20 protein-coding genes and 1 tRNA gene are annotated in these 21177 nt (G+C 27.0%); 19 read left to right on the plus strand and 2 right to left on the minus strand.

Annotation, left to right across the window (positions count from 1 at the left end; genetic code table 11):
• Positions 1 to 41 precede the first annotated feature (41 nt).
• From selD to I4U89_RS00560, 10 genes are all read left to right on the plus strand, one after another.
• Positions 42 to 1082: a selenide, water dikinase SelD gene (gene selD / locus I4U89_RS00515; protein WP_195937743.1), complete on the plus strand. Its 1041-nt coding sequence runs from the start codon at positions 42 to 44 to the stop codon at positions 1080 to 1082.
• A 221-nt stretch (positions 1083 to 1303) separates the two neighbouring features.
• Positions 1304 to 2704 carry an L-seryl-tRNA(Sec) selenium transferase gene (gene selA, locus I4U89_RS00520; protein WP_207744091.1) on the plus strand — a complete coding sequence of 467 codons (1401 nt, stop codon included), beginning with the start codon at positions 1304 to 1306 and terminating at the stop codon, positions 2702 to 2704.
• Positions 2705 to 2725: 21 nt separating this feature from the next.
• A complete protein-coding gene (gene selB, locus I4U89_RS00525; RefSeq protein WP_195937745.1) occupies positions 2726 to 4615 on the plus strand; it encodes a selenocysteine-specific translation elongation factor in 1890 nt (629 codons plus the stop codon).
• 14 nt (positions 4616 to 4629) lie between these two features.
• Complete coding sequence (locus I4U89_RS00530) at positions 4630 to 5304, plus strand: uracil-DNA glycosylase (protein ID WP_195937746.1); 675 nt, start codon at positions 4630 to 4632, stop codon at positions 5302 to 5304.
• A gap of 170 nt (positions 5305 to 5474) precedes the next feature.
• Positions 5475 to 5789, plus strand: a complete 315-nt coding sequence (locus I4U89_RS00535) for a rhodanese-like domain-containing protein (RefSeq protein WP_195937747.1) — start codon at positions 5475 to 5477, stop codon at positions 5787 to 5789.
• Between the two features lie 338 nt (positions 5790 to 6127).
• Positions 6128 to 6224, plus strand: a tRNA-Sec gene (locus tag I4U89_RS00540).
• A 360-nt stretch (positions 6225 to 6584) separates the two neighbouring features.
• Entirely contained in the window at positions 6585 to 7292 is a 708-nt protein-coding gene (locus I4U89_RS00545; RefSeq protein WP_195937748.1) for a tRNA threonylcarbamoyladenosine dehydratase, read from the plus strand.
• Positions 7293 to 7440: 148 nt separating this feature from the next.
• Positions 7441 to 7758, plus strand: a complete 318-nt coding sequence (trxA, locus tag I4U89_RS00550; protein WP_195937749.1) for a thioredoxin — start codon at positions 7441 to 7443, stop codon at positions 7756 to 7758.
• Positions 7759 to 7777: 19 nt separating this feature from the next.
• On the plus strand, positions 7778 to 8656 hold the full coding sequence (locus I4U89_RS00555; RefSeq protein ID WP_195937750.1) for an NAD(P)/FAD-dependent oxidoreductase: 879 nt from the start codon (positions 7778 to 7780) through the stop codon (positions 8654 to 8656).
• Positions 8657 to 8849: 193 nt separating this feature from the next.
• Entirely contained in the window at positions 8850 to 9182 is a 333-nt protein-coding gene (locus tag I4U89_RS00560; protein ID WP_195937751.1) for a winged helix-turn-helix transcriptional regulator, read from the plus strand.
• Between the two features lie 55 nt (positions 9183 to 9237).
• Here I4U89_RS00560 and I4U89_RS00565 read toward each other — a convergent pair whose 3' ends face one another.
• A complete protein-coding gene (locus tag I4U89_RS00565) occupies positions 9238 to 10080 on the minus strand; it encodes a ComEC/Rec2 family competence protein (RefSeq protein ID WP_195937752.1) in 843 nt (280 codons plus the stop codon).
• Positions 10081 to 10278: 198 nt separating this feature from the next.
• On the opposite strand from I4U89_RS00565, the gene I4U89_RS00570 reads away from it, so the two are divergent.
• The 4 genes from I4U89_RS00570 (at position 10279) to holA (ending at position 14756) form a co-directional block, all read left to right on the plus strand.
• On the plus strand, positions 10279 to 11184 hold the full coding sequence (locus I4U89_RS00570) for a DUF2156 domain-containing protein (protein WP_195937753.1): 906 nt from the start codon (positions 10279 to 10281) through the stop codon (positions 11182 to 11184).
• Position 11185: 1 nt separating this feature from the next.
• Entirely contained in the window at positions 11186 to 12343 is a 1158-nt protein-coding gene (locus I4U89_RS00575; RefSeq protein ID WP_195937754.1) for a GNAT family N-acetyltransferase, read from the plus strand.
• A gap of 126 nt (positions 12344 to 12469) precedes the next feature.
• Positions 12470 to 13735, plus strand: coding sequence for a ComEC/Rec2 family competence protein (locus tag I4U89_RS00580; RefSeq protein WP_195937755.1), 1266 nt, complete (start codon positions 12470 to 12472; stop codon positions 13733 to 13735).
• A complete protein-coding gene (gene holA / locus I4U89_RS00585; RefSeq protein ID WP_195937756.1) occupies positions 13704 to 14756 on the plus strand; it encodes a DNA polymerase III subunit delta in 1053 nt (350 codons plus the stop codon). The genes I4U89_RS00580 and holA overlap by 32 nt, the downstream gene beginning before the upstream one ends.
• Before the next feature lie 146 nt (positions 14757 to 14902).
• On the opposite strand, the gene rpsT is transcribed toward holA, so the two are convergent.
• A complete protein-coding gene (gene rpsT / locus I4U89_RS00590) occupies positions 14903 to 15169 on the minus strand; it encodes a 30S ribosomal protein S20 (protein ID WP_092927179.1) in 267 nt (88 codons plus the stop codon).
• Positions 15170 to 15448: 279 nt separating this feature from the next.
• Between rpsT and gpr the strand changes: the two genes are divergently transcribed.
• From gpr to I4U89_RS00615, 5 genes are all read left to right on the plus strand, one after another.
• Positions 15449 to 16405 carry a GPR endopeptidase gene (gpr, locus tag I4U89_RS00595; RefSeq protein ID WP_092927177.1) on the plus strand — a complete coding sequence of 319 codons (957 nt, stop codon included), beginning with the start codon at positions 15449 to 15451 and terminating at the stop codon, positions 16403 to 16405.
• Positions 16406 to 16417: 12 nt separating this feature from the next.
• Positions 16418 to 17359 carry a stage II sporulation protein P gene (gene spoIIP / locus I4U89_RS00600; protein ID WP_195937757.1) on the plus strand — a complete coding sequence of 314 codons (942 nt, stop codon included), beginning with the start codon at positions 16418 to 16420 and terminating at the stop codon, positions 17357 to 17359.
• Between the two features lie 9 nt (positions 17360 to 17368).
• A complete protein-coding gene (locus tag I4U89_RS00605; RefSeq protein ID WP_092927173.1) occupies positions 17369 to 17629 on the plus strand; it encodes a hypothetical protein in 261 nt (86 codons plus the stop codon).
• A 133-nt stretch (positions 17630 to 17762) separates the two neighbouring features.
• Complete coding sequence (lepA, locus tag I4U89_RS00610) at positions 17763 to 19568, plus strand: translation elongation factor 4 (RefSeq protein ID WP_166504910.1); 1806 nt, start codon at positions 17763 to 17765, stop codon at positions 19566 to 19568.
• 177 nt (positions 19569 to 19745) lie between these two features.
• Positions 19746 to 21062 (plus strand): APC family permease, encoded by a 1317-nt coding sequence (locus tag I4U89_RS00615; RefSeq protein ID WP_195937758.1) that lies wholly within the window; start codon positions 19746 to 19748, stop codon positions 21060 to 21062.
• Positions 21063 to 21177: the final 115 nt, after the last annotated feature.

Raw genomic sequence — 21177 nt, forward strand, 5'->3', positions numbered from 1 at the left:
GATATTATAATTATTATAAGATATAACAAGGAGAGATATATATGGAGATGTTAAAAAAACTTACAGATATGACTACTTCAGGGGGCTGAGCAGCTAAGATTGGACCAGAGGTTCTGGCATCGGTATTAAGTAAACTACCTAAGAATGAAAATACAGATAATTTATTAGTTGGACTGGAAACATCTGATGATGCAGCTGTATATAAATTAAATAATGATAGTGCTCTAATTCAGACACTAGATTTTTTCACTCCAATGATAGATGACCCATATATATTTGGTCAAATAGCAGCAGCAAACTCTTTATCAGATGTCTATGCTATGGGGGGAAAGCCAATTGTAGCTATGAATATAGTTTGTTTTCCATCATGTCATGATATGAATGTTCTAGCAGAAATATTAAAGGGTGGATTTGATAAGGTTAAGGAAAGTGGCGCACTTTTAGTTGGAGGACATACTGTAGATGATAAAGAACCCAAATATGGACTTTCAGTATCTGGTATAGTTCATCCAGATAAAGTATTGTCTAATGCAACATCTAAAGTAGGTGATAAGTTAATTATAACTAAACCTATAGGTGTAGGTATATTAAATACAGCTATGAAAGAAGGATTAGTAGATAAAGAAGTTTCAGACAAAGTAATAGAAACTATGATACATTTAAATAAGTATGCAGCAATGAGTTTTGATAATATAGAAGTTAGTTCAGTTACAGATATAACAGGATTTGGACTTTTAGGACATGCTCTAGAAATGGCAAAGGCATCAAATGTAAGCATTGAAATAGATTGTAAGGAAGTTCCTATATTAGAGGGAGCTGTCGATATGGCAAGAATGGGTATAATACCTGCAGGTATGTATAGAAATAAAGAATACATAGGAAAAGATGTCAGCATAAATAATGTAGAAACTGAAATAGAAGATATACTGTATGATCCTCAAACATCAGGAGGACTACTAATTTCTGTAAGAGAAGAATTAGCAGATATACTAATAAAAGATATGAAGAAAAATGGATCTATAGAGGCTAAAGTAATTGGTGAAGTTAAAGAAAAATCTGGTAAATACATAACTGTTATATAGATAAAATTAATATGGAAATCATACCGTATATGATTTCCATATTTTATATATGAAAAAATTTTGAACAAAATACGCTAAAATAAATTAATAAAATAGCTAAACAAATAAAATTTTTATTTTGAGAATATTATGTACTACATAGAAGGTGGGTTAGCTATAAAATAGAATAATATAAAATATTATTAAATAATTAGAAATTTAGAGCAAAGGTTGTGATTTATTTGAACAAAAGAGAATTATTTTCTAAGCTACCTTCAGTTGATGAAGTTTTAAACCAAGAAGATATAAATAATACATTAGAAGAGTATCCTAGAAACTTAGTTATAGAGTGCATAAGGAAGGTTATAGATAGAAAAAGAAAAGAAATAATAGATATTAAGGATGACAAAAATAATATAAATTTAGATTTAAATAATATAATTAAAAATATAAAAAATGAGATTAATATAAGCTATGCATTATCTTTAAAAAAGGTTATAAATGCTACAGGGACAGTGTTACATACTAATTTAGGAAGATCGTTACTTAGTGAAAGTATAAAAGAAGAACTTTGGAATTCCGCGTCTAGATATTCTAATTTAGAATACAATATTGAAAAAGGTCAAAGAGGTTCAAGATATGATCATTTAGCAGATACAATAAAAAGACTTACAAATGCTGAAGATGTATTAGTGGTAAATAATAATGCAGCAGCTGTACTGCTTGTATTAAGCACATTAGCTAAAGATGGTGAAGTTATAGTATCAAGAGGTGAGTTAGTAGAAGTTGGTGGCTCTTTTAGAATACCAAGTATAATGGAATTAAGTGGTGCAAAACTTTTAGAAGTTGGTGCTACCAACAAAACACATTTAAAAGATTATGAAGAAGCAATTAGTGAAGATACTAAAGCTATTATGAAGGTTCATACTAGTAATTATAGAATACTTGGATTTACAGAAAGTGTAGATATAGATGAGTTATCTATACTTAGTAAAAAGCATAATATACCTGTGATAGAAGATTTGGGTAGTGGAGTATTTATTGATTTATCAAAATATGGACTGTCTTATGAGCCTACTGTTTTAGATTCTCTACGAAAAGGTGCTGATATAGTTACTTTTAGTGGAGATAAAATGTTAGGTGGACCACAAGCTGGTATAATAGTTGGAAAAAAAGAGTACATAGATAAAATGAAAAAAAATCAATTAACAAGAGCTTTAAGAGTAGATAAATTAACTATATGCGCTCTAGAAGCTACACTTAGAACTTATTTAGATGAAGAAAAAGCAATAAAAGAAATACCAACTCTTAGAATGTTAACCTATAAAATAGATGAATTAGAAGAAAAAGCTAATAATTTATTAAATAAAATAAAAGAGTTAAAAATAGATGCAAAAGTGTGTGTAGAAGATGGTCTATCTCAAGTTGGGGGAGGATCTATGCCTTTAGAGACTATAAAAAGTAAAGTAGTCGCTATAACTCCAAATAATATGAATGTATCAACATTAGAAAGAAGACTACGATTAAGTAATTCTCATATAATAGCAAGAGTGTATGAAAATAAATACATATTAGATGTAAGAACTATATTTGAAGATGAATATGATTTAATAATAAATGAACTTAAAAATATATTTAAATAGTATATAAGAGGGGAGATTAACATGAAAAATATAGTAATAGGTACAGCAGGTCATATAGACCATGGAAAAACTACCCTTATAAAAGCACTTACAGGAAGAGAAACAGATACTTTAGCAGAAGAAAAAAAGAGAGGGATATCAATAAACTTAGGATTTACATATTTTGATTTGCCCAGTAAAAAAAGAGCAGGTATAGTTGACGTTCCAGGGCATGAAAAATTTATAAAAAACATGCTTGCAGGAGCATCTGGTCTAGATATGGTTTTATTCGTAATTGGAGCTGACGAAGGTGTAATGCCTCAAACTGTTGAGCATTTAGATATATTAAAATTTTTAAATGTAAAAAATGGAATAATAGTTTTAACAAAATGTGATACAGTAGATGAAGAATTTATAGAATTAGTAAAAGAAGATGTAGTAGAAAAGGTAAAAGGAACTTTCCTTGAAGATGCAGATATAATAGAAGTTGATTCTATATCTAAAAGAGGTATAGATAAGCTTATAAATAAAATTGATGAGATAAGTAAAGATATAGAAGATAATGATATAAATTCACCTGCAAGGCTTAATATAGATAGAGTATTCTCTGTAAAGGGATTTGGAACTGTAATAACAGGAACACTAACAGAAGGAAAAATAAGTGTTGAAGATGATTTAATGTTATATCCTTCGAATATAGAAACAAAGATAAGAAGTATTCAAGTTCATGGCGAAAATGTAAACATTGCTTATGCAGGACAAAGAACAGCAATAAATATATCTAATGTCAAAGTTGAAGATTTAAAAAGAGGAGATGTTTTAGGTGCAAAAAATTCCTTAGAAGAATCCATGATGTTAGATGTTAAAATATCTATTGTAAATCATTCAAACAAAAGCTTAAAACATTGGGATAGATTAAGGCTTTACCACGGTACAAAAGAAATATTGTGCAGAGCAGTACCATTAGATAAAGAAATAATAAACTCATCAGAAGATGGATATGTACAATTAAGATTAGAAGAAAGTATAGTAGGTAAAAAGGGAGATAAGTTTGTTATTAGAAGTTATTCACCTATGGAAACTATAGGGGGAGGAACTATAATAGATACAAATCCTAAAAAGCACAAAAAATTTGATACGAAAGTTATAAATTCATTAAAGATAAAAGAAAAAGGCGATCTAAAAGATATATTAGAAGAGTATCTTAAAAAGAATACTGAAATCTATCCAAGTAAAAAAGATATAATGGCCTATATTGGAGAAAATGAAGAAAATGTAAATAAAGCTTTACAAGAACTTATAAATATGGATAAAGCTATTTGTATAAATAATATGTATATGCATATTAATAAATATGAAACTTTAAAATCCAAAAGTGTAGACTTACTTACTAAGTATCATAAATCTTATAGACTTAGAAATGGTATGGTAAAAGAAGAGTTTAGATCTAAAGTTGAAAGTAAGTTTAAGACTAAGGAGATGGACTTATTAATAGATAAGTTAAATAAAGAAAAAGTAGTAAAAGTAAATAATAATTTAATATCTTTATATGAATTTGAAGTAAGGTTAAACTCAAAGCAACTAGAAATAAAAAATGCTATAAAAAATCAGTTAAATTCTAGCGTAAATAAATCAGAAAACATATTAACAATAGATAATATATGTAACAAAAATAAATTTTATGAAGAAGTATTAGAATTCATGATAGGGCAAGAAGTAGAACAATTAGATGAAAAGTATGTTATGGATAAAGAATTATATGAAACACTAAAAAATAATTTGATTAATTATTTAAAAGAAAATAAAGAAATAACTTTAGGTGAATATAGGGATTTACTTAATTCTAGTAGAAAAAACTGTGTGATATTATTAGAAAACTTTGATAGAAATAAAATAACTAAGAGAAAAGAAAATAGCAGAGTACTATTTTAGATAAGGGTGACAAAATGGTAAATTTAAATAATGACTGGGACGAACTATTAAAAGAAGAATTTAAAAAAGACTACTATTTAAAATTAAGAGAGTTTTTAAAAAAGGAATATAGTGAAAGAATAATATACCCAAATATGCATAATATATTTGAAGCTTTAAAGCATACATCATATAAAGATACAAAAGTGCTTATACTAGGACAAGATCCTTATCATGGTGAAAATCAAGCACATGGGTTGGCTTTTTCAGTGCAACCAGGAGAAAAAACGCCACCATCTTTATTAAATATATATAAAGAGTTAAATAGTGAATTAGGATGTTTTATACCAAACAATGGATATTTAATTCCATGGGCAGATCAAGGTGTATTACTATTAAATACAGCTTTAACGGTTAGAGCTCATGAACCTAATTCTCATAAAGGGAAGGGTTGGGAAATCTTTACTGATGAAATAATAAAAATTTTAAATAATAGAAAAGACCCTGTAATATTTATATTATGGGGAGCAAATGCAAGAAGTAAAAAGACACTTATAACTTCTAATAATCATTATATATTAGAAGCTCCTCATCCAAGTCCATTATCTGCAAGAAGAGGATTCTTTGGATGTAATCATTTCTTAGAAACTAATAAAATATTAAAATCAATAGGTAAAAGCTCAATAGAATGGCAAATACCTAATATATAAAAATAACTACACCTGTATAGGTGTAGTTATTTTGTTAATAAAGAATATATGATTATATATAAAGTCAATAAATATTTGTCAAAATATAATTAAATATATAATATTAACTTTAATCATGCAACTTATTGTGAAAAAATTCATAATATATTTAATAAGAGAGGAGGTTGTATATGAGTATATATATATTAGATTCAGAAAGAATAAAGTCAATGATAGATAATAATGAATTTGATCTTATTATAGATATTAGAAATGAAGAATATTACCTAAATGGTCATTTGCCAAAGGCTATAAATATACCAATGAATGAGATAAATGATAAGATAGATTTCTTAGCAGATTACAAGGATAAGAAAATATTATTATATTGTGGAATAGGAAGTCAAAGTAAAGCTGCATGTAAGGTATTAAGTATAAATGGATTTAATAAATTATATAGTTTATTTGGAGGGATAAAAGACTATAAATATGAACTTGAAAAATAACGAAAATATTAAGAAGAAATGATATAATAAGATGTGCTATAAGTATTGAGAAAACTTATCAAGCGCATTTTATTTTTGTCAAGTTTATACTATATATCAAAAAGGTTAAAATTAAAATTATAAATATCAATTAAAAAATGTAAAATCAATATTATCTAATTAGATAATAGAATAGAAAATTCATAGTTTATAATTGAAACAAACTATAAATGTAATTTTCTATTAAAATATATTGTATAAATATTGTTAATAACATATATTTATGATATAATTACAAATTATTAAGGTGTTAAAAATACTTTTATACAAATATGATATTTTTATTAAATGATTAATATGGGGATGGATGAGTGCCGGTGTGCTCTCTAGTCTTCAAAACTAGTATGAGGGGTTAAGAGCCTCTTAGGTGGGTTCGACTCCCACGCATTCCCGCCAATTTGTGAGAACTCTTATGAGTTCTTTTTTTATTATAGGATTTTATAATATTACATTAAATGACTATTAAATAGATAGATATGAAAAAATTATAAATAAAAATAATTTTATATTTTATTAAATTATTTTTATTTATATCTTTTAAAATTCATACAATTAAATTATAATTATCATTATATTTAATTTTAACATAATAAAAAAGTACAATCATTTATTGTATAAAATAAATAACAAGATTAAATAATGAAATTAATAATAAGTTAAAAAGTAGATTTATAAATTTTATGTGAATCTCATTATATAATTTAGTAGAATATATTTCTTTAAAATAATAATAAATAATTTCAGGAGAAATAAGATATGGAAAAAAACTTTACAACTAGAACAGGTCTAATAATAGGACAAGAAGGTATAGAGAAACTAAAAAATTCAAATGTAATAGTATTTGGAGTTGGAGGAGTAGGCAGTTTTGCAGCAGAGGCTATAGCAAGAGCAGGAGTAGGAAATCTAACTATAGTAGACTTCGATGATGTAGATGTAACTAATATAAATAGACAACTTCCAGCACTACATTCAACAGTGGGTAGAGATAAAGTTGATGTTATGAAAGAAAGGATACTTGATATAAATCCAGATATAAATATAAAAGCTATAAAAAGTTTATATAATGAAGAAACAAGTGAAGAGTTGTTAAATGAAAAATATGATTATGTAGTAGATGCAATAGATATGGTTAGCTCTAAAATACATTTAATAGAAACTTGCAAAAAGAAGGGGCTTGAAATAATAAGTTCTATGGGAATGGGTAATAAACTAGATCCAACTAAAATAGTAGTTACAGATGTCCACAAGACAACTATGTGTCCACTAGCTAAGGTAATGAGAAAAGAGTTAAGAGATAGAAAAATAAAAAAACTAAAAGTAGTATTTTCAACTGAAAAACCAAGAGAGCTTAAAGAAAAAATAATGAATGGCAAAAAGGTTACACCAGGAAGTATTTCATTTGTACCATCTGTTGGAGGTCTAGTAATAGCATCTGTTGTTATAAATGATTTAATAAATAAATAATATAAAAAAAGAAGAATGCTTTGTGTTCTTCTTTTTTTATTTATTAAAAAAGTTATGTTTATATGTGGTTACAAATAAGTAACTAATTGTTATAAGAAATTATAGCTGATATAGTATATTTATCAAAACAAAAAAAGGAGACAATACAATGGCTAGAATAATAAGTACAGAAGAATTCGTCAATGAGGTAGAATTATCAAAAGAAACAACAGTGGTAGACTTTTTTGCAACTTGGTGTGGACCGTGTAAAATGTTATCACCAATATTTGAAGGATTAGAAGAAGATATGAAAGAAGATGCAAAATTTTTAAAGGTTGATATAGATAAAAGTTTAGAATTAGCTAGACAATTTGAGATACATACTGTGCCAACAGTTATAGTTTTTAAAGATAGAAAAGAAGTAGATAGATTAGTAGGATTTATACCAAAACAAAAGCTAGAAGAAACTGTTAAATCGCACATATAAATATAAGAAGGTGAGTAATGTGAGATATGATATAGCAATAGTAGGTAGTGGACCAGCAGGTATGGCTGCTGCATTAAATGCTAAAATAAGAAATAAAAATATAATTGTATTTGGAAATAGAAATGGAAGTGATAAACTTATAAAAGCTCCATCTATAGACAATTATTTAGGTATTTATGATGTTAGTGGAAAAGAATTAAGAGATAGATTTAAAGCCCACATAGAAGAAATGGGAATAGAAATAACAGAGGAAAGAATTAATAATGTATATGACATGGGTGGTTATTTTGTTTTAGCAGTTGGAGACAAAATGTATGAGTCAGCAACTGTTATAATTGCTACAGGTGTACAATATGGACAAAAGATAAAAGGTGAAGAAGAATATCTAGGAAAAGGTGTAGGATATTGCGCAACTTGTGATGCTGGATTATATAGAGATAAAATAGTTGCAGTGGTAGGGTATAATCATGAAGGAGAAGAAGATGCAAACTTCTTGAGTGAAATAGCTTCAAAAGTATATTATATACCAATGTATAAATTAACTAATGCACTAGATTCATCTATAGAAATAATTAATGATAGACCTTTAGAAGTAAAAGGAGAAAAGACAGTTAATAAGCTAGTTCTAAAAAATACAGAATTATGTGTAGATGGAATATTTATTATAAAAGATAGTGTATCACCAGGTTATATGGTACCAGGATTAGAAGTTGAAGGACCTCATATAAAAGTAGATAGAGAAATGAAGACTAATATAGAAGGATTATATGCAGCTGGAGATTGTGCAGGTAAGCCATATCAATATCTAAAGTCAGCAGGAGAAGGGCAAATGGCGGTATCAAGTGCAATATCTCACTTAGATAAATTGAGAATAAATCAAATGAGTTTGCAGAAATAATAAAAAACCTATGGTAAAATTTATTCATTTATCCATAGGTTTTTTTATTATTTAAAAACTTATAATTTGTTAAAAAATTTAAAGAGATAATACTTAAAATAAATTCAAGCAAAAATTAAAAGATTAAAATTGGACAAAATAGAAATAATATTATAACTTAATATATACGAAGGGTTAATAAGGAGGACGAAAAATGTACAATATAAGTGATATGGTATATGATTGCCCTGTTGAAGCGCTAGCTAGTATATTAGGTAAAAAATGGGTTGGAGGAATCATATGGGCTATACAAGATAATAAAGTAAGATTTGGTGATTTGCAAAGGAAGATGAATAAATGCAGCAAAAAAATGCTAATCCAACAATTAGATCTACTAATAGAAAATAATATTATTATAAATGATAAAAAATCAATAAAAAATACTGTAGAATCTACGTATTATCTCAGTGAGTCAGGATTAGCACTTTTAAATGTAATGGCACAAATGATAGAGTGGAGCAATCAACATATAACTTGTGAAGAATAAAATTATATAGTTACTAAAAAGTTATTAATACATATAAACATAATGTATTGTTATATTATTTATGTGTATTATATTCGTAGTTATTTTTAGTGTAGATAATGTCTCCATCACTATAAAAAACAATATCACCTAAAATGTCAGTTCTGTAAACTAGGGTATTTTTATTAGAAAGATTTTCTAATATATTTCTGTGAGGATGTCCATACTGGTTTTTATAGCCACAGGATATAACAGCTATATCTGGATTAATTTCATCTAAGAACAAATCACTAGTTGAAGAGCTGCTACCGTGATGACCTACCTTTAAAAAATCTATATCACTAATATCAAATGAATTTACAATATCAATTTCATTTGGTTCTTCAGCATCACCAGTAAATAAAAATGATTTGTCTAGATAAGATAGCTTAAATACTATAGAGTTTAAATTGCTATCTTTTTGTATAAAGGAAGGGCTTAAGACTGATAAAATTATATTATTGTCTATATGCAAAGTATCATTTTTATATAGGTAATTTATAGATAGATTTTTTTTAGAACATGCTGATATTAAGTTTGAGTAGGATGTTGAATCATGTTTATATTCAGGCATATAAATAGATTTAACTTCGAAATTATTAATTATGTTATCAAGACCTCCGATATGGTCTGAATCATGGTGCGTAACTATTAAATAGTCTACAACATCTACATTTTGTTTTTTTAGATATCTTTTGACTATGCTATCGCTATCTTCATTTCCGCCGTCAACTAAGATATTTTTATTATGTGGTGTTTGAATTAGAATGCTATCGCCTTGTCCAACATCGATAATATGAATTTTTAAATGAGAAACTTTGTCACAACCAAATAAAAATGATATTATAATAAGTATTATAGAGAGAATTATATTTCTCAAGTGATAAACCACCTCACTTAAATGTTTATTAAAATATAATATGGGTAATATAAGTTAATATTGATTATTATGTTAAGATTCTAAACAAAAAATTAAAGAAAAATTCAACTTTAGAAATTTTTAAAGAAATTTAAAGTTATACATAGATAAAAGTATGAAAATTAAAATTATACAGAAGATAGTAAACAGGAGGAAGTTATGTTTTTTAAAGAAATAGATATAAATGCAAAAAAGGAATTAGATCCATATTTTGATTTGGTAGATTATGAAGCGTGTGAATATTGTTTTGCTACATTATATATGTGGCAACATGTTTATAAAACAAGTTATTATACACAAGAAGATTTTGCAGTATTAGTTGGTGAATACGAAGGAGATAGTTTCTCTATATTACCATTAACTAAAAAAGAAAATTTAAACAAAGTTATAGACTTTGTTATAGAATATTTTGAAAAGGAAAATAAGAAAATTTATTTAAGGGGTGTAACAAAAGAAGTAATAGAAGCACTTCAAGAAGATTTCAAAGATAGATTTGAATATATAGAGGAAAGAGATTTATTTGACTATGTATATGAAGGAGAAAGCTTAAGGACTTTAGGAGGAAGAAAAAATCAAAAGAAGAGAAATCATATAAATTACTTCTTAAAGGAATATGAAGGAAGATTTGAATATAAGCTTTTAGATAAAGAAAACTTTGGGGAGTGTTTAAATTTACTAAAAGAGTGGAGTATGAATAAGGAAGAACAAAATGAATTTGATGAAGGTATGGATGAGGAGTTAATAGGAATAAAAAAAATATTTGATAGTTATGACATACTAAAAGATAGAGTAAAAATAGCTGGTATATATGTAGATGGAAAGTTAGAGGCATTTACAATAGGAGAACTTTTAAATAAAAACATGGCACTAGTTCATATAGAAAAAGCAAATCCAGATATAAGAGGATTATATCCTTATATAAATCAACAATTTATAGTAAATGAATTTCCAGATGTAGAATTTGTAAATAGAGAAGAAGATATGGGGATAGAAGGTCTTAGAAAAGCTAAATTATCATATCACCCATGTAGATTTGTTGAAAAGTATACTGTTAGGGAGAAATAATATGAATATAAGATATGCCAAAGACAATGATATAGATAGTATAAAAGATATATGGAATTATTGTTTTAATGATGAAGAATGTTTCGTAGATTACTACTTTAATTATAAATATAAAAATTATAATACAGTTGTCATAGAAGAAGATGGAAATATAGTTTCTTCTCTTCAATTAAACCAGTATAAATTAATATTAAATAACAAGATATATGATACATCATATGTTGTAGGAGTATCAACATTCCCAGAAGCAAGAGGAATGGGATATATGAAAAATATCATGGAATTTTCTCTTAATGAGATGTATAATAAAGGTCAATTTGTATCTATATTAATGCCTATTGATTATAGATTATATAGAAAATATGGATATGAACAATGCTATGATCAAATAGAATATAACTTAGATGTAGAAGAATTAAAGAGTTTTAAAATAAAAGGAAAGATGATAAAAGCAAAAGATTCTAACATTAAAGATTTAATAAATATAAGCAATTCTTTCCTTAAGGATATAAATGGAAATATAGAAAGAGATCAAGCATATTATGAAAACTTATTTAAAGAAGTAAAAAGTGAAAATGGTCATATATATATTCATGAAGATGAAAAAGCAAAAGGATATATAATATATTTTTTAAATGGAGATAATATGTTTGTAAGAGAAATATATTATAAAAATATAGATTCTCTAAAAACTATGCTTAAGTTTATATATAATCATAATACACAATGTAAAAAAGTGACCATATCAGCTCCTATTAATGATAAGATAAGATTTATACTAGATAATCCTAAAACGTCAGATATAAAAATTAAGCCTTTTATGATGGGAAGAATAATAAATTTAAAAGGATATTTAGAAAGTTTAAATATAGAAAGTGATTTAAGCTTAAATACTAATATAGAGATTGAAGATAAATTTATAAAAGAAAATAATGGAATATTTAATATAAAATTAGAAAATAAAAGGATTTATGTTGAAAAAATAGAATCTGAAGCTGATGTTAAATTTGATATAAACACAATGACTCAGCTAGGATTTTCTTATATAGATATAGAAGATGCTTTAATTATAAACAATAATAAAGCTAGTGATAATGTTATAAAGCTGTTTAAAACTATGTTTAATAAGAAATATAATTATATAAATGAATATGTATAAAAGATGCCAAATGGCATCTTTTTTATTGTATGAAATACCTTAAATACACTTTCAATTATAAATGATATATAGTTTATAAATTATAAAATTTGAATATAATCAAGATAAAAACTAGCAGGAGGAAATATGAGAAGACCACTTCTTATAGTATTTATATTAGTATTAATAGTGTCATATTTTATAACTAATATTTTTTACGAAGATGTTTATGAGGATAAATCTAATATAAATTTAATAGGTATAGTTAAAGATAAAAAAACAAAAAAGAAATACGATGAATACATAATAGATAAATTCTTAGTAAGGGATTATACTAAGAGAAAAAATATTATGGTAGGATTAAAAGTAAATGTAAGTGGAAAATTTAATTCTCTAAATAGTATGAAGTTTGATGATTTTGATTATGGTAAGTACTTGAAAAGTAATGGATATGAAGGTGTAATAAATTTAAATGATTATAAAGTTATAGGCGAAAGTAAGATTTATAAATATTTAGGAAGATTAAAAGTACATATAAGAAGTACAACTAGATATTTATATAAAGTTAATTCTGATTTTATAAATTCTTTGATATTAGGTGAAAAATATGAAATGACTAGTGAGCAAAAAGAAGTTTTTTCAAGAACAGGAACAAGTCATATAATTGCTATATCAGGACTTCATACGGGGATTTTATGTATTTTTATAGCAATTTTAATAGGCAGAATTAATAAGTATTATAAGTTAATAATACTTATATCTCTACTAACACTTTACTCTATGATGATTGATAAATCACCATCTATAATTAGAGCTATATTTTTTACTGTTATATTATACTTATCCATATTTACTGATAGGAAGAGAGATGGTATAAGTACATTATCATTAATAGGCATATTTTTAGTAATAAATAACCCATATGTTATATATAATATAAGTTTCCAATTGTCTTTTCTTTCTACATTGTCTATAATATACTTTTACGGATATATAAATAAAAGCATCAATATGAGTTTAGTTTCAATAACTATAGCATCAAATATATTAACATTACCGATTATATATTATAATTTTAAGGGAATACCAATAAGCTCAATAATTAGTAATATTATAATAGTTCCTTTTATAGGTATTATTATGTATATGAGTATTGTAAGTGTAATTTTATTTAATGTAAACATGGGTATTTCTAAGCTTATAGCGTATTTTAATAATATTATAATAGATAATATATACAATATATTAAATAAAATAAGTGAGTTGGATTTTTTATATTTAGAGATTGTAAATCCAAATTTAATATATGTAATAATTTACTATGTTGTAGTTTTTTCATATATGATAGATAAAGAAATGAAAGTTATGAAGGAGCAGGCAAATGAATTACAAGGATATTATAGGCAATATTAAAAATAGAAACTTTGAAAATGTATATCTTTTTTATGGAAAAGAATATTATTTAATAGAAAATGCAATAAAAGTATTTAAAGAAAGTTTAAGCGAAGGAATGCTTGATTTTAATTTAGATATAATAGATGGAAGAGAAACTACTATAGATCAGATTATAAGTTCTATAGAGACACTCCCTTTTATGGATGATAAAAAAATAGTAATAGTAAAGGATTTTGAACTATTAAAAGGCAAAAAGAAGAACTTTAGCGATAGTGATGAAAAGTATTTTATAGAACACATAGATAATATACCTGATACAACTGTTTTAGTTTTTATAGTTTATGGAGATATAGATAAAAGAAAGTCATTAGTTAAAAAGATAGATAAAAAAGGCATAGTATTTAATTGTGATAAATTATCTGATATGGATTTATTTAAATGGGTCAGAAAAAAGTTTGAACTTAATAATGTAATAGTAGAGAACTCTGAGATAATGTATTTTATAGAACAAGAAGGATATAGAGATAAAAGTAGCGAAAAAACATTATCGGATTTAGAAAATGAAATAAATAAAATAAGTTCATTTGTAGGAAAAGGAAATGTTGTAAGTAGGGAAGTAATAGATAAACTTTCTCAAAAGAAGGTAGAAAATGATATATTTAAGTTAATAGATTATATAGGCGAAAAAAATTCATCTAATGCCATGAAAATATTAAACGATATGATAAATGAAGGTGAATCTGTTTTAGGGATATTTTCTATGATAGCAAGACAGTTTAAGGTGGTAGTACAATCAAGAAAATTACAAAGTGATGGGTACACATCAAAAGTAATAGCTGAAAAATTGAAAATTCACCCATTTGTAGCTACGAAGGCTATAAAACAAGGTAGAAACTTTTCAGATGAAATAATAATAGATATGTTAAATTATATATTAGAATGTGATTACAAGATAAAAAATGGATTAATTAGGGATACATTAGCAGTAGAGATGCTTGTTAGTAAATATTGTAAAAGAGAATTTAATAATGTAATATAAATGAGCTCTAAATAGAGTTCATTTTTTATTTATATATATTTTTTAGTGTATGTGTTGGTAAAATTATAGAAGGGAATTTTGTACTTTGAGCAAAACAAAAACCCTTGAAGTAAATCAAGGGTTTAAATCTATACTTAAACGGTTAATTAAGCGTTCATTCCGTTTAACTTTTGAGCTAACTTAGCAACTTTTCTAGCTGCAGCGTTCTTGTGTATAGTTCCTTTTGAAGCTACTTGTTGTATCTTCTTTTGAGCGAATTGGAATCTTTGAGTAGCTTCCTCTCTGTTTCCTGCAGTAACAGCTTCTTCGAATCTTCTTATTGCAGTTTTAACTTGAGATTTTCTAGCTCTATTTAAAGCAGTTTTCTTTTCGATAACTTTTATTCTCTTCTTAGCTGATTTTATGTTTGCCACCGTGGTTCACCCCCTCGTTTACTTTATTATCTTATTCATCGTCAACATATTAGATTTTAACAGAAATAAATCTAAAAATCAAGGATAATTATTTATAAGTTTATAATATCTTTTTGTTTTGACTTTTTAGATTATAACCTATATAAAAATAATTTACAACATCCAAATTAAATATTCAGAGATTTATAAATTTAAACTTTTTAAATATGATTTGGTTTTAAAATGCTAAAAACTGTCAACAATTATAAGTATCATTTAAATTACACCTGGAGGTTTAGTATGATTAATATAAGAACAGATTTAGCGCTAGAAGCAAGTGAAGTAGTTCAGGAAAGCCAAGAACCAAAAGAAATACCTGGAGTTAAATTAGATAAAAAAGAATTAGACAATGCAACAGTAACAATAGTTGAGATTATAAATGAACAAGGCGCAGAAATAATGAATAAAGGAATAGGAAAATATGTAACATTAGAAAGCAATTTAATGAAGTTTGATGATGATGAATCAAGAGAAGAGGTTATAACATACTTAAAAGATGAACTTGTAGATATATTAGGGACTGACAAAACTAAAAAAACATTAGTTATAGGGTTAGGAAATTGGAATATAACATCAGATGCTTTAGGTCCTAAATCAGTCTCTAAGACGTTAGTAACAAGACATATATTTAAAAATTACAATAAAGATTACGATGATGATTTTACAGAAGTATCAGCTCTGAGCCCTGGAGTAATGGGACTTACTGGTATAGAAACAAGTGAAACTGTAAAGTCATTAGTGGATAGAATAAAACCAGATAGAGTTATAGCAATAGATGCATTAGCATCTAGAAAAATGGAAAGAGTAAATCAAACTATTCAAATATCAACAGCAGGAATATCTCCTGGAGGGGGAGTTGGAAATAAAAGAAAAGCTTTAAATAAAGAATATCTAGGCGTAGATGTTATAGCGATTGGAGTTCCAACAGTAGTAGATGCAGCTACATTAACTAGTGATGTACTAGATTTAGCAATAGATAATCTTATAAATCAATCAGAGGGCGCAGATAACTTCTATAATATGTTAAAAACGCTTAAAGAAGAAGAAAAGTATCATCTTATTAAAGAATCATTAGAACCATATGATAAAAATCTTATAGTTACACCAAAAGATATAGACGAAACAATAGAAAATCTATCTATAATAATAAGCGAGGGCTTAAATAGGTCTCTTCATCCAGGGAGGATAACCAAGTAAGGAGGAGAAAATATGTTTAATAAACGCATTAAGACATCTATTGTGTCATGTGTGTTAATTTGTATTTTACCAACGGTCTCATATGCCATAAGTAAAGATGATTTCCTAAAATTTTTAGTTAATTCATCGTATCCAGAGGCTAAAGAAGAAGTAAAAGAAGATGAAAAAAAAGAAAGCACTAGTAAAGATGAAGAATATATAGAATTCTTTATAGGAGAAGAAAATATACCTACTATAAAGGAAGAAAATAATAGTGATGAAGAAGAAAGTAAGGAAGCTTCAAATGAAATAGCATCAAATTACACTAACAATATAAGGATAACAAGAGAAAAACCAACAATGATGATATATCATTCTCATGCATCTGAAAGTTATTCAGATTCTCCAGAAAATAATTATAGATGCCAAGATAATAATAAGTCGATAGTATCTGTTGGAAGTCTTTTAACAGAAGAATTAAATAAAAAAGGATGGGGTATAGTTCATAGTACAAAGTATCATGATTTTCCAGATTATAACTCATCTTATTCAAATAGTCTAAAAACTATAAATAGCATAATGAGTGAACAAAATAGCATAGATATAGCCATTGACTTACATAGAGATGCTAGAACATTAGATACACAGGCAAAAAAAGATAAAGAAACTAATAGAATGGTTGCTAATTATAATGGTGAAGAAGTAGCTAAGTTTTTATTTGTAGTTGGACAAAGAAACCCAAATGTAAAAGAAGTAAGAGCACTAGCTAATGATATTACAAATTTTGCAAAGAAAAAGTACCCAGATTTAGTTTTACCAGTAATAGAAAAACCATATGGTAAGTTTAACCAGTATGTAGCTGATAATCATATTCTTATAGAAGTAGGAAGTAATGGGACAACCTTAGAACAGGCTCAAAATAGTGTAAAATATATAGCTAATGTACTAGACGAATATTTTAAAGAAAAGAAGTAGACTTGAAGTATGAGTAGAGTTGAAAGAAATATACAAAAAAAAATAAAGAAAAGAAAAAGAAAATTCATAAGCAAAGTACTATTTATACTGCTTATGACTGCAAATTTATTTATATGTATATTTACAATAAATCAAAGTGCCAAAAGTATGTTAGGTGAGGATACATATAATATAGAAGAAAATATTAAAGATTTACAAAAATTTATAGAAAATAAGTTAGAGATACTTTCAGATAAGACTAAAAAACTAATCTCTCAACTTAATATATAGTAAAAAATAAGACTTATAGGCACTTAAGTCTTATTTTTTGTCCTTATTATTTACATAAATGCGGATATATTATAAAATAAAAGTTATGATAAATAAGAATAAAATTTTTAAGTATTAAAAAGGAGGAATAAAGGTGGACAGTAAACAAAGTAGAACTAGAAACTTTAGTATAATAGCACATATAGACCACGGTAAGTCTACCTTAGCAGATAGATTAATACAAAAAACTGGACTTGTTAGTGAAAGAGAAATGAAAGATCAATTACTAGATAATATGGATCTTGAAAGAGAAAGAGGAATCACTATAAAGTTACAAAATATTAGGTTAGTTTATAAGGCTAAGGATGGAAATGAATATTATTTAAATCTTATAGATACTCCAGGTCATGTTGACTTTAACTATGAGGTATCAAGAAGTTTAGCAGCTTGTGAAGGTGCATTATTAGTAGTGGATGCAGCACAAGGTGTTGAAGCTCAAACATTAGCTAATGTTTATTTAGCGTTAGATCAAGATTTAGAAATACTACCAGTTATAAATAAGATAGACCTTCCAAGTGCTAGACCAGATGAAATAAAGACAGAAATAGAAGATATAATAGGACTTGATGCAAGTGATGCACCTTTAATATCAGCTAAAAGTGGTTTAAATATAGAAGATGTATTAGAAGCCATAGTAGAAAAAGTACCAGCACCACAAGGTGATAAAGATGCTCCTTTAAAAGCTTTAATATTTGACTCATATTACGATGCATATAAAGGTGTTGTAGCGTATGTTAGAGTTTATGAAGGAACTGTTAAAAAAGGTATGACTATAAAAATGATGAATACTAACAAAAAGTTTGAGGTAACTGAAGTTGGTGTTATGGCTCCTGGTCAAAGAGAACTTGATGAGTTAGCTGCAGGAGATGTTGGATACATAGCTGCAAGTATAAAGGATATAAGAAGTTGTCAAGTTGGTGATACAATAACAGATGCAAATAATCCAACTGATGAACCTATGCCAGGATACAAAAAAGCTACTCCAATGGTTTACTGTGGTATATATCCAGGTGAAGGTGAAAAGTACGAAAATGTAAGAGATGCATTAGAAAAAATGCAAATAAATGATGCAGCGCTGGAATTTGAGGCTGAAACTTCAGCTGCATTAGGATTTGGATTTAGATGTGGGTTCTTAGGTCTACTTCATATGGAAATAATCCAAGAAAGACTAGAAAGAGAATATGACTTAAACTTAGTAACAACAGCACCATCTGTTATATACAGAGTTACTAAAAATGATGGGGAAGTTGTAATGATACAAAATCCAACAAACTTACCAGAACCATCAGAAATAAATATGATAGAAGAGCCAATCGTTAAAGGTGATATAATAGTTCCTAAAGATTATGTTGGTACTGTTATGGAGCTTTGTCAAGAAAGACGTGGAACAATGATAAATATGGAATACATAGATGAAAAGAGAGTTATGCTCCACTATGATTTACCACTAAATGAAGTTGTTTACGATTTCTTTGATGCATTAAAGTCTAGAACAAGAGGATATGGATCTTTAGATTATGAAATTAAGGGATACACTCCTTCTAAACTTGTTAAGCTTGATATATTAATAAATAAAGAGCAAGTAGATGCACTTAGCTTTATAGTACATGAATCTCGTGCTTATCCAAGAGGTAAAGCTATGTGTGAAAAATTAAAAAATGAAATACCAAGACATCAGTTTGCAGTTCCTATACAAGCAGCTGTTGGAAATAAAGTTGTTGCTAGAGAAACTATAAGTGCACTTAGAAAAGACGTTTTAGCTAAGTGTTACGGAGGAGATATATCTCGTAAGAAGAAACTTCTTGAAAAGCAAAAAGAAGGTAAGAAACGTATGAGACAAATCGGATCTGTAGAAGTTCCTCAAAAGGCATTTATGTCAGTATTAAAATTAGATGAATAATAGCTAAAGCCAAAGGATTTTTCCTTTGGCTTTTTTATTATAAGTTATATTAACTAAAATCGTGTGTAAAACCTGTCCTCATATCTAAATTCTAATAATAGATAAAAACTTGGGAATACTAAAAAATGCAAAGTATACAAAACGATGATAAATATAAACAGCACAAGGAGGACATATATGAGTGATAAGCTTAATAGTACCATAGGACTATCAGCAGCTCTTTCAACAGTTGTTGGTATGGTTATAGGGTCTGGAGTATTTTTTAAGCCTCAAGCAATATACACGGCAACCAATGGTGCACCAGGTCTTGGTATAATAGCATGGATATTAGGTGGTATTATAACTATTACAGCAGGATTAACTGCAGCTGAAGTATCAGCAGCTATACCTAAAACTGGTGGAATGATGACTTATCTCAGTGAAATATATGGAGAAAAAATAGGATTCTTGACAGGATGGATGCAAACGGTATTATATTTTCCAGGTACTATTGCAGCGCTTGCAGTTATATTTTCGCAACAGGTATCAGAACTTATGGGTTATGGTCCACAAAATATGGTAGTAGTTTTACCAGTATCTTTAGGAATAATAATATTTATAGCGTTGCTAAACACAGTAGGATCATCTTTTGGTGGATTTATACAAACTGTAGCTACTATCTGTAAGTTATTACCTTTAATACTTATAATAATATTTGGGTTTATAAAAGGAAATGGAAACCCAATATTAACACCATTAGTAGGAGCTAAAACTACTGTCATAGGATCTTTAGGACAAGTATTGATAGCTACATTATTTGCCTATGATGGTTGGATAAATGTTGGAGCTATAGCCGGTGAAATGAAAAGTCCAGAAAAAAATTTACCATTAGCTATAGTTGGAGGTTTATCAATAGTTATGGCTGTATATATACTAATAAACTTAGCATATTTATGGGTAGCACCAGCATCAGAACTAGCCAATTCAGTAGCTCCAGCTGCACTTGTTGCACAAAAAATATTTGGAGATACAGGTGGGAAATTAATATCTATAGGTATACTAATATCAGTATTTGGTGCTCTAAATGGATATTTACTTACAGCACCTAGAATACCATATGTACTTTCCAAAGAGGGATTATTACCAGGATCAAAAGTGTTTTCAAAATTAAATAAAGGCGGTTCTCCATACAATTCCATCTGGTTAATAGCAGGTCTTGGATGTATATATGCTTTATCTGGACAATTTAACTTGTTAAGTGATTTAACTATATTTATAATATGGGTATTTTATATATTTACTTTTTATGGAGTAGTTAAGCTTAGAAAAGAAAAGCCAGATATGATAAGACCTTACAAGGTTCCATTATACCCTCTTATTCCTATTGTTGCTATACTAGGTGGACTTTTTGTTATAATAAATCAGTTAATAACAATGACCTTAGTTTCATTAGGAGGAATAATAGTTACACTTATTGGTTTACTAGTATATTCTTATAAAATTAAATTAAGATAAGTAAAAGGCATCTTTAAAGTTAGATGCCTTTTATATATTTCAAATCAATGAAGCGTTTTTAAATAGATAATAACCATTAATACATAGATATTGTTATAATATAGTAAAATATGAT

It is taken from the genome of Romboutsia sp. 1001713B170131_170501_G6 (assembly GCF_015668195.1).
Classification (GTDB): domain Bacteria; phylum Bacillota; class Clostridia; order Peptostreptococcales; family Peptostreptococcaceae; genus Romboutsia_C.

Excerpts from the sequence above, each read along its gene's own strand:
- I4U89_RS00605 (WP_092927173.1), top strand. The coding sequence starts at position 17,369 with ATGAGTAGAGTTGAAAGAAATATACAAAAAAAAATAAAGAAAAGAAAA.
- I4U89_RS00615 (WP_195937758.1), top strand. The coding sequence starts at position 19,746 with ATGAGTGATAAGCTTAATAGTACCATAGGACTATCAGCAGCTCTTTCA.
- I4U89_RS00545 (WP_195937748.1), top strand. The coding sequence starts at position 6,585 with ATGGAAAAAAACTTTACAACTAGAACAGGTCTAATAATAGGACAAGAA.
- I4U89_RS00560 (WP_195937751.1), top strand. The coding sequence starts at position 8,850 with ATGTACAATATAAGTGATATGGTATATGATTGCCCTGTTGAAGCGCTA.
- selB (WP_195937745.1), top strand. The coding sequence starts at position 2,726 with ATGAAAAATATAGTAATAGGTACAGCAGGTCATATAGACCATGGAAAA.
- spoIIP (WP_195937757.1), top strand. The coding sequence starts at position 16,418 with ATGTTTAATAAACGCATTAAGACATCTATTGTGTCATGTGTGTTAATT.
- I4U89_RS00535 (WP_195937747.1), top strand. The coding sequence starts at position 5,475 with ATGAGTATATATATATTAGATTCAGAAAGAATAAAGTCAATGATAGAT.
- trxA (WP_195937749.1), top strand. The coding sequence starts at position 7,441 with ATGGCTAGAATAATAAGTACAGAAGAATTCGTCAATGAGGTAGAATTA.
- gpr (WP_092927177.1), top strand. The coding sequence starts at position 15,449 with ATGATTAATATAAGAACAGATTTAGCGCTAGAAGCAAGTGAAGTAGTT.
- I4U89_RS00570 (WP_195937753.1), top strand. The coding sequence starts at position 10,279 with ATGTTTTTTAAAGAAATAGATATAAATGCAAAAAAGGAATTAGATCCA.
- I4U89_RS00530 (WP_195937746.1), top strand. The coding sequence starts at position 4,630 with ATGGTAAATTTAAATAATGACTGGGACGAACTATTAAAAGAAGAATTT.
- holA (WP_195937756.1), top strand. The coding sequence starts at position 13,704 with ATGAATTACAAGGATATTATAGGCAATATTAAAAATAGAAACTTTGAA.
- I4U89_RS00575 (WP_195937754.1), top strand. The coding sequence starts at position 11,186 with ATGAATATAAGATATGCCAAAGACAATGATATAGATAGTATAAAAGAT.
- I4U89_RS00580 (WP_195937755.1), top strand. The coding sequence starts at position 12,470 with ATGAGAAGACCACTTCTTATAGTATTTATATTAGTATTAATAGTGTCA.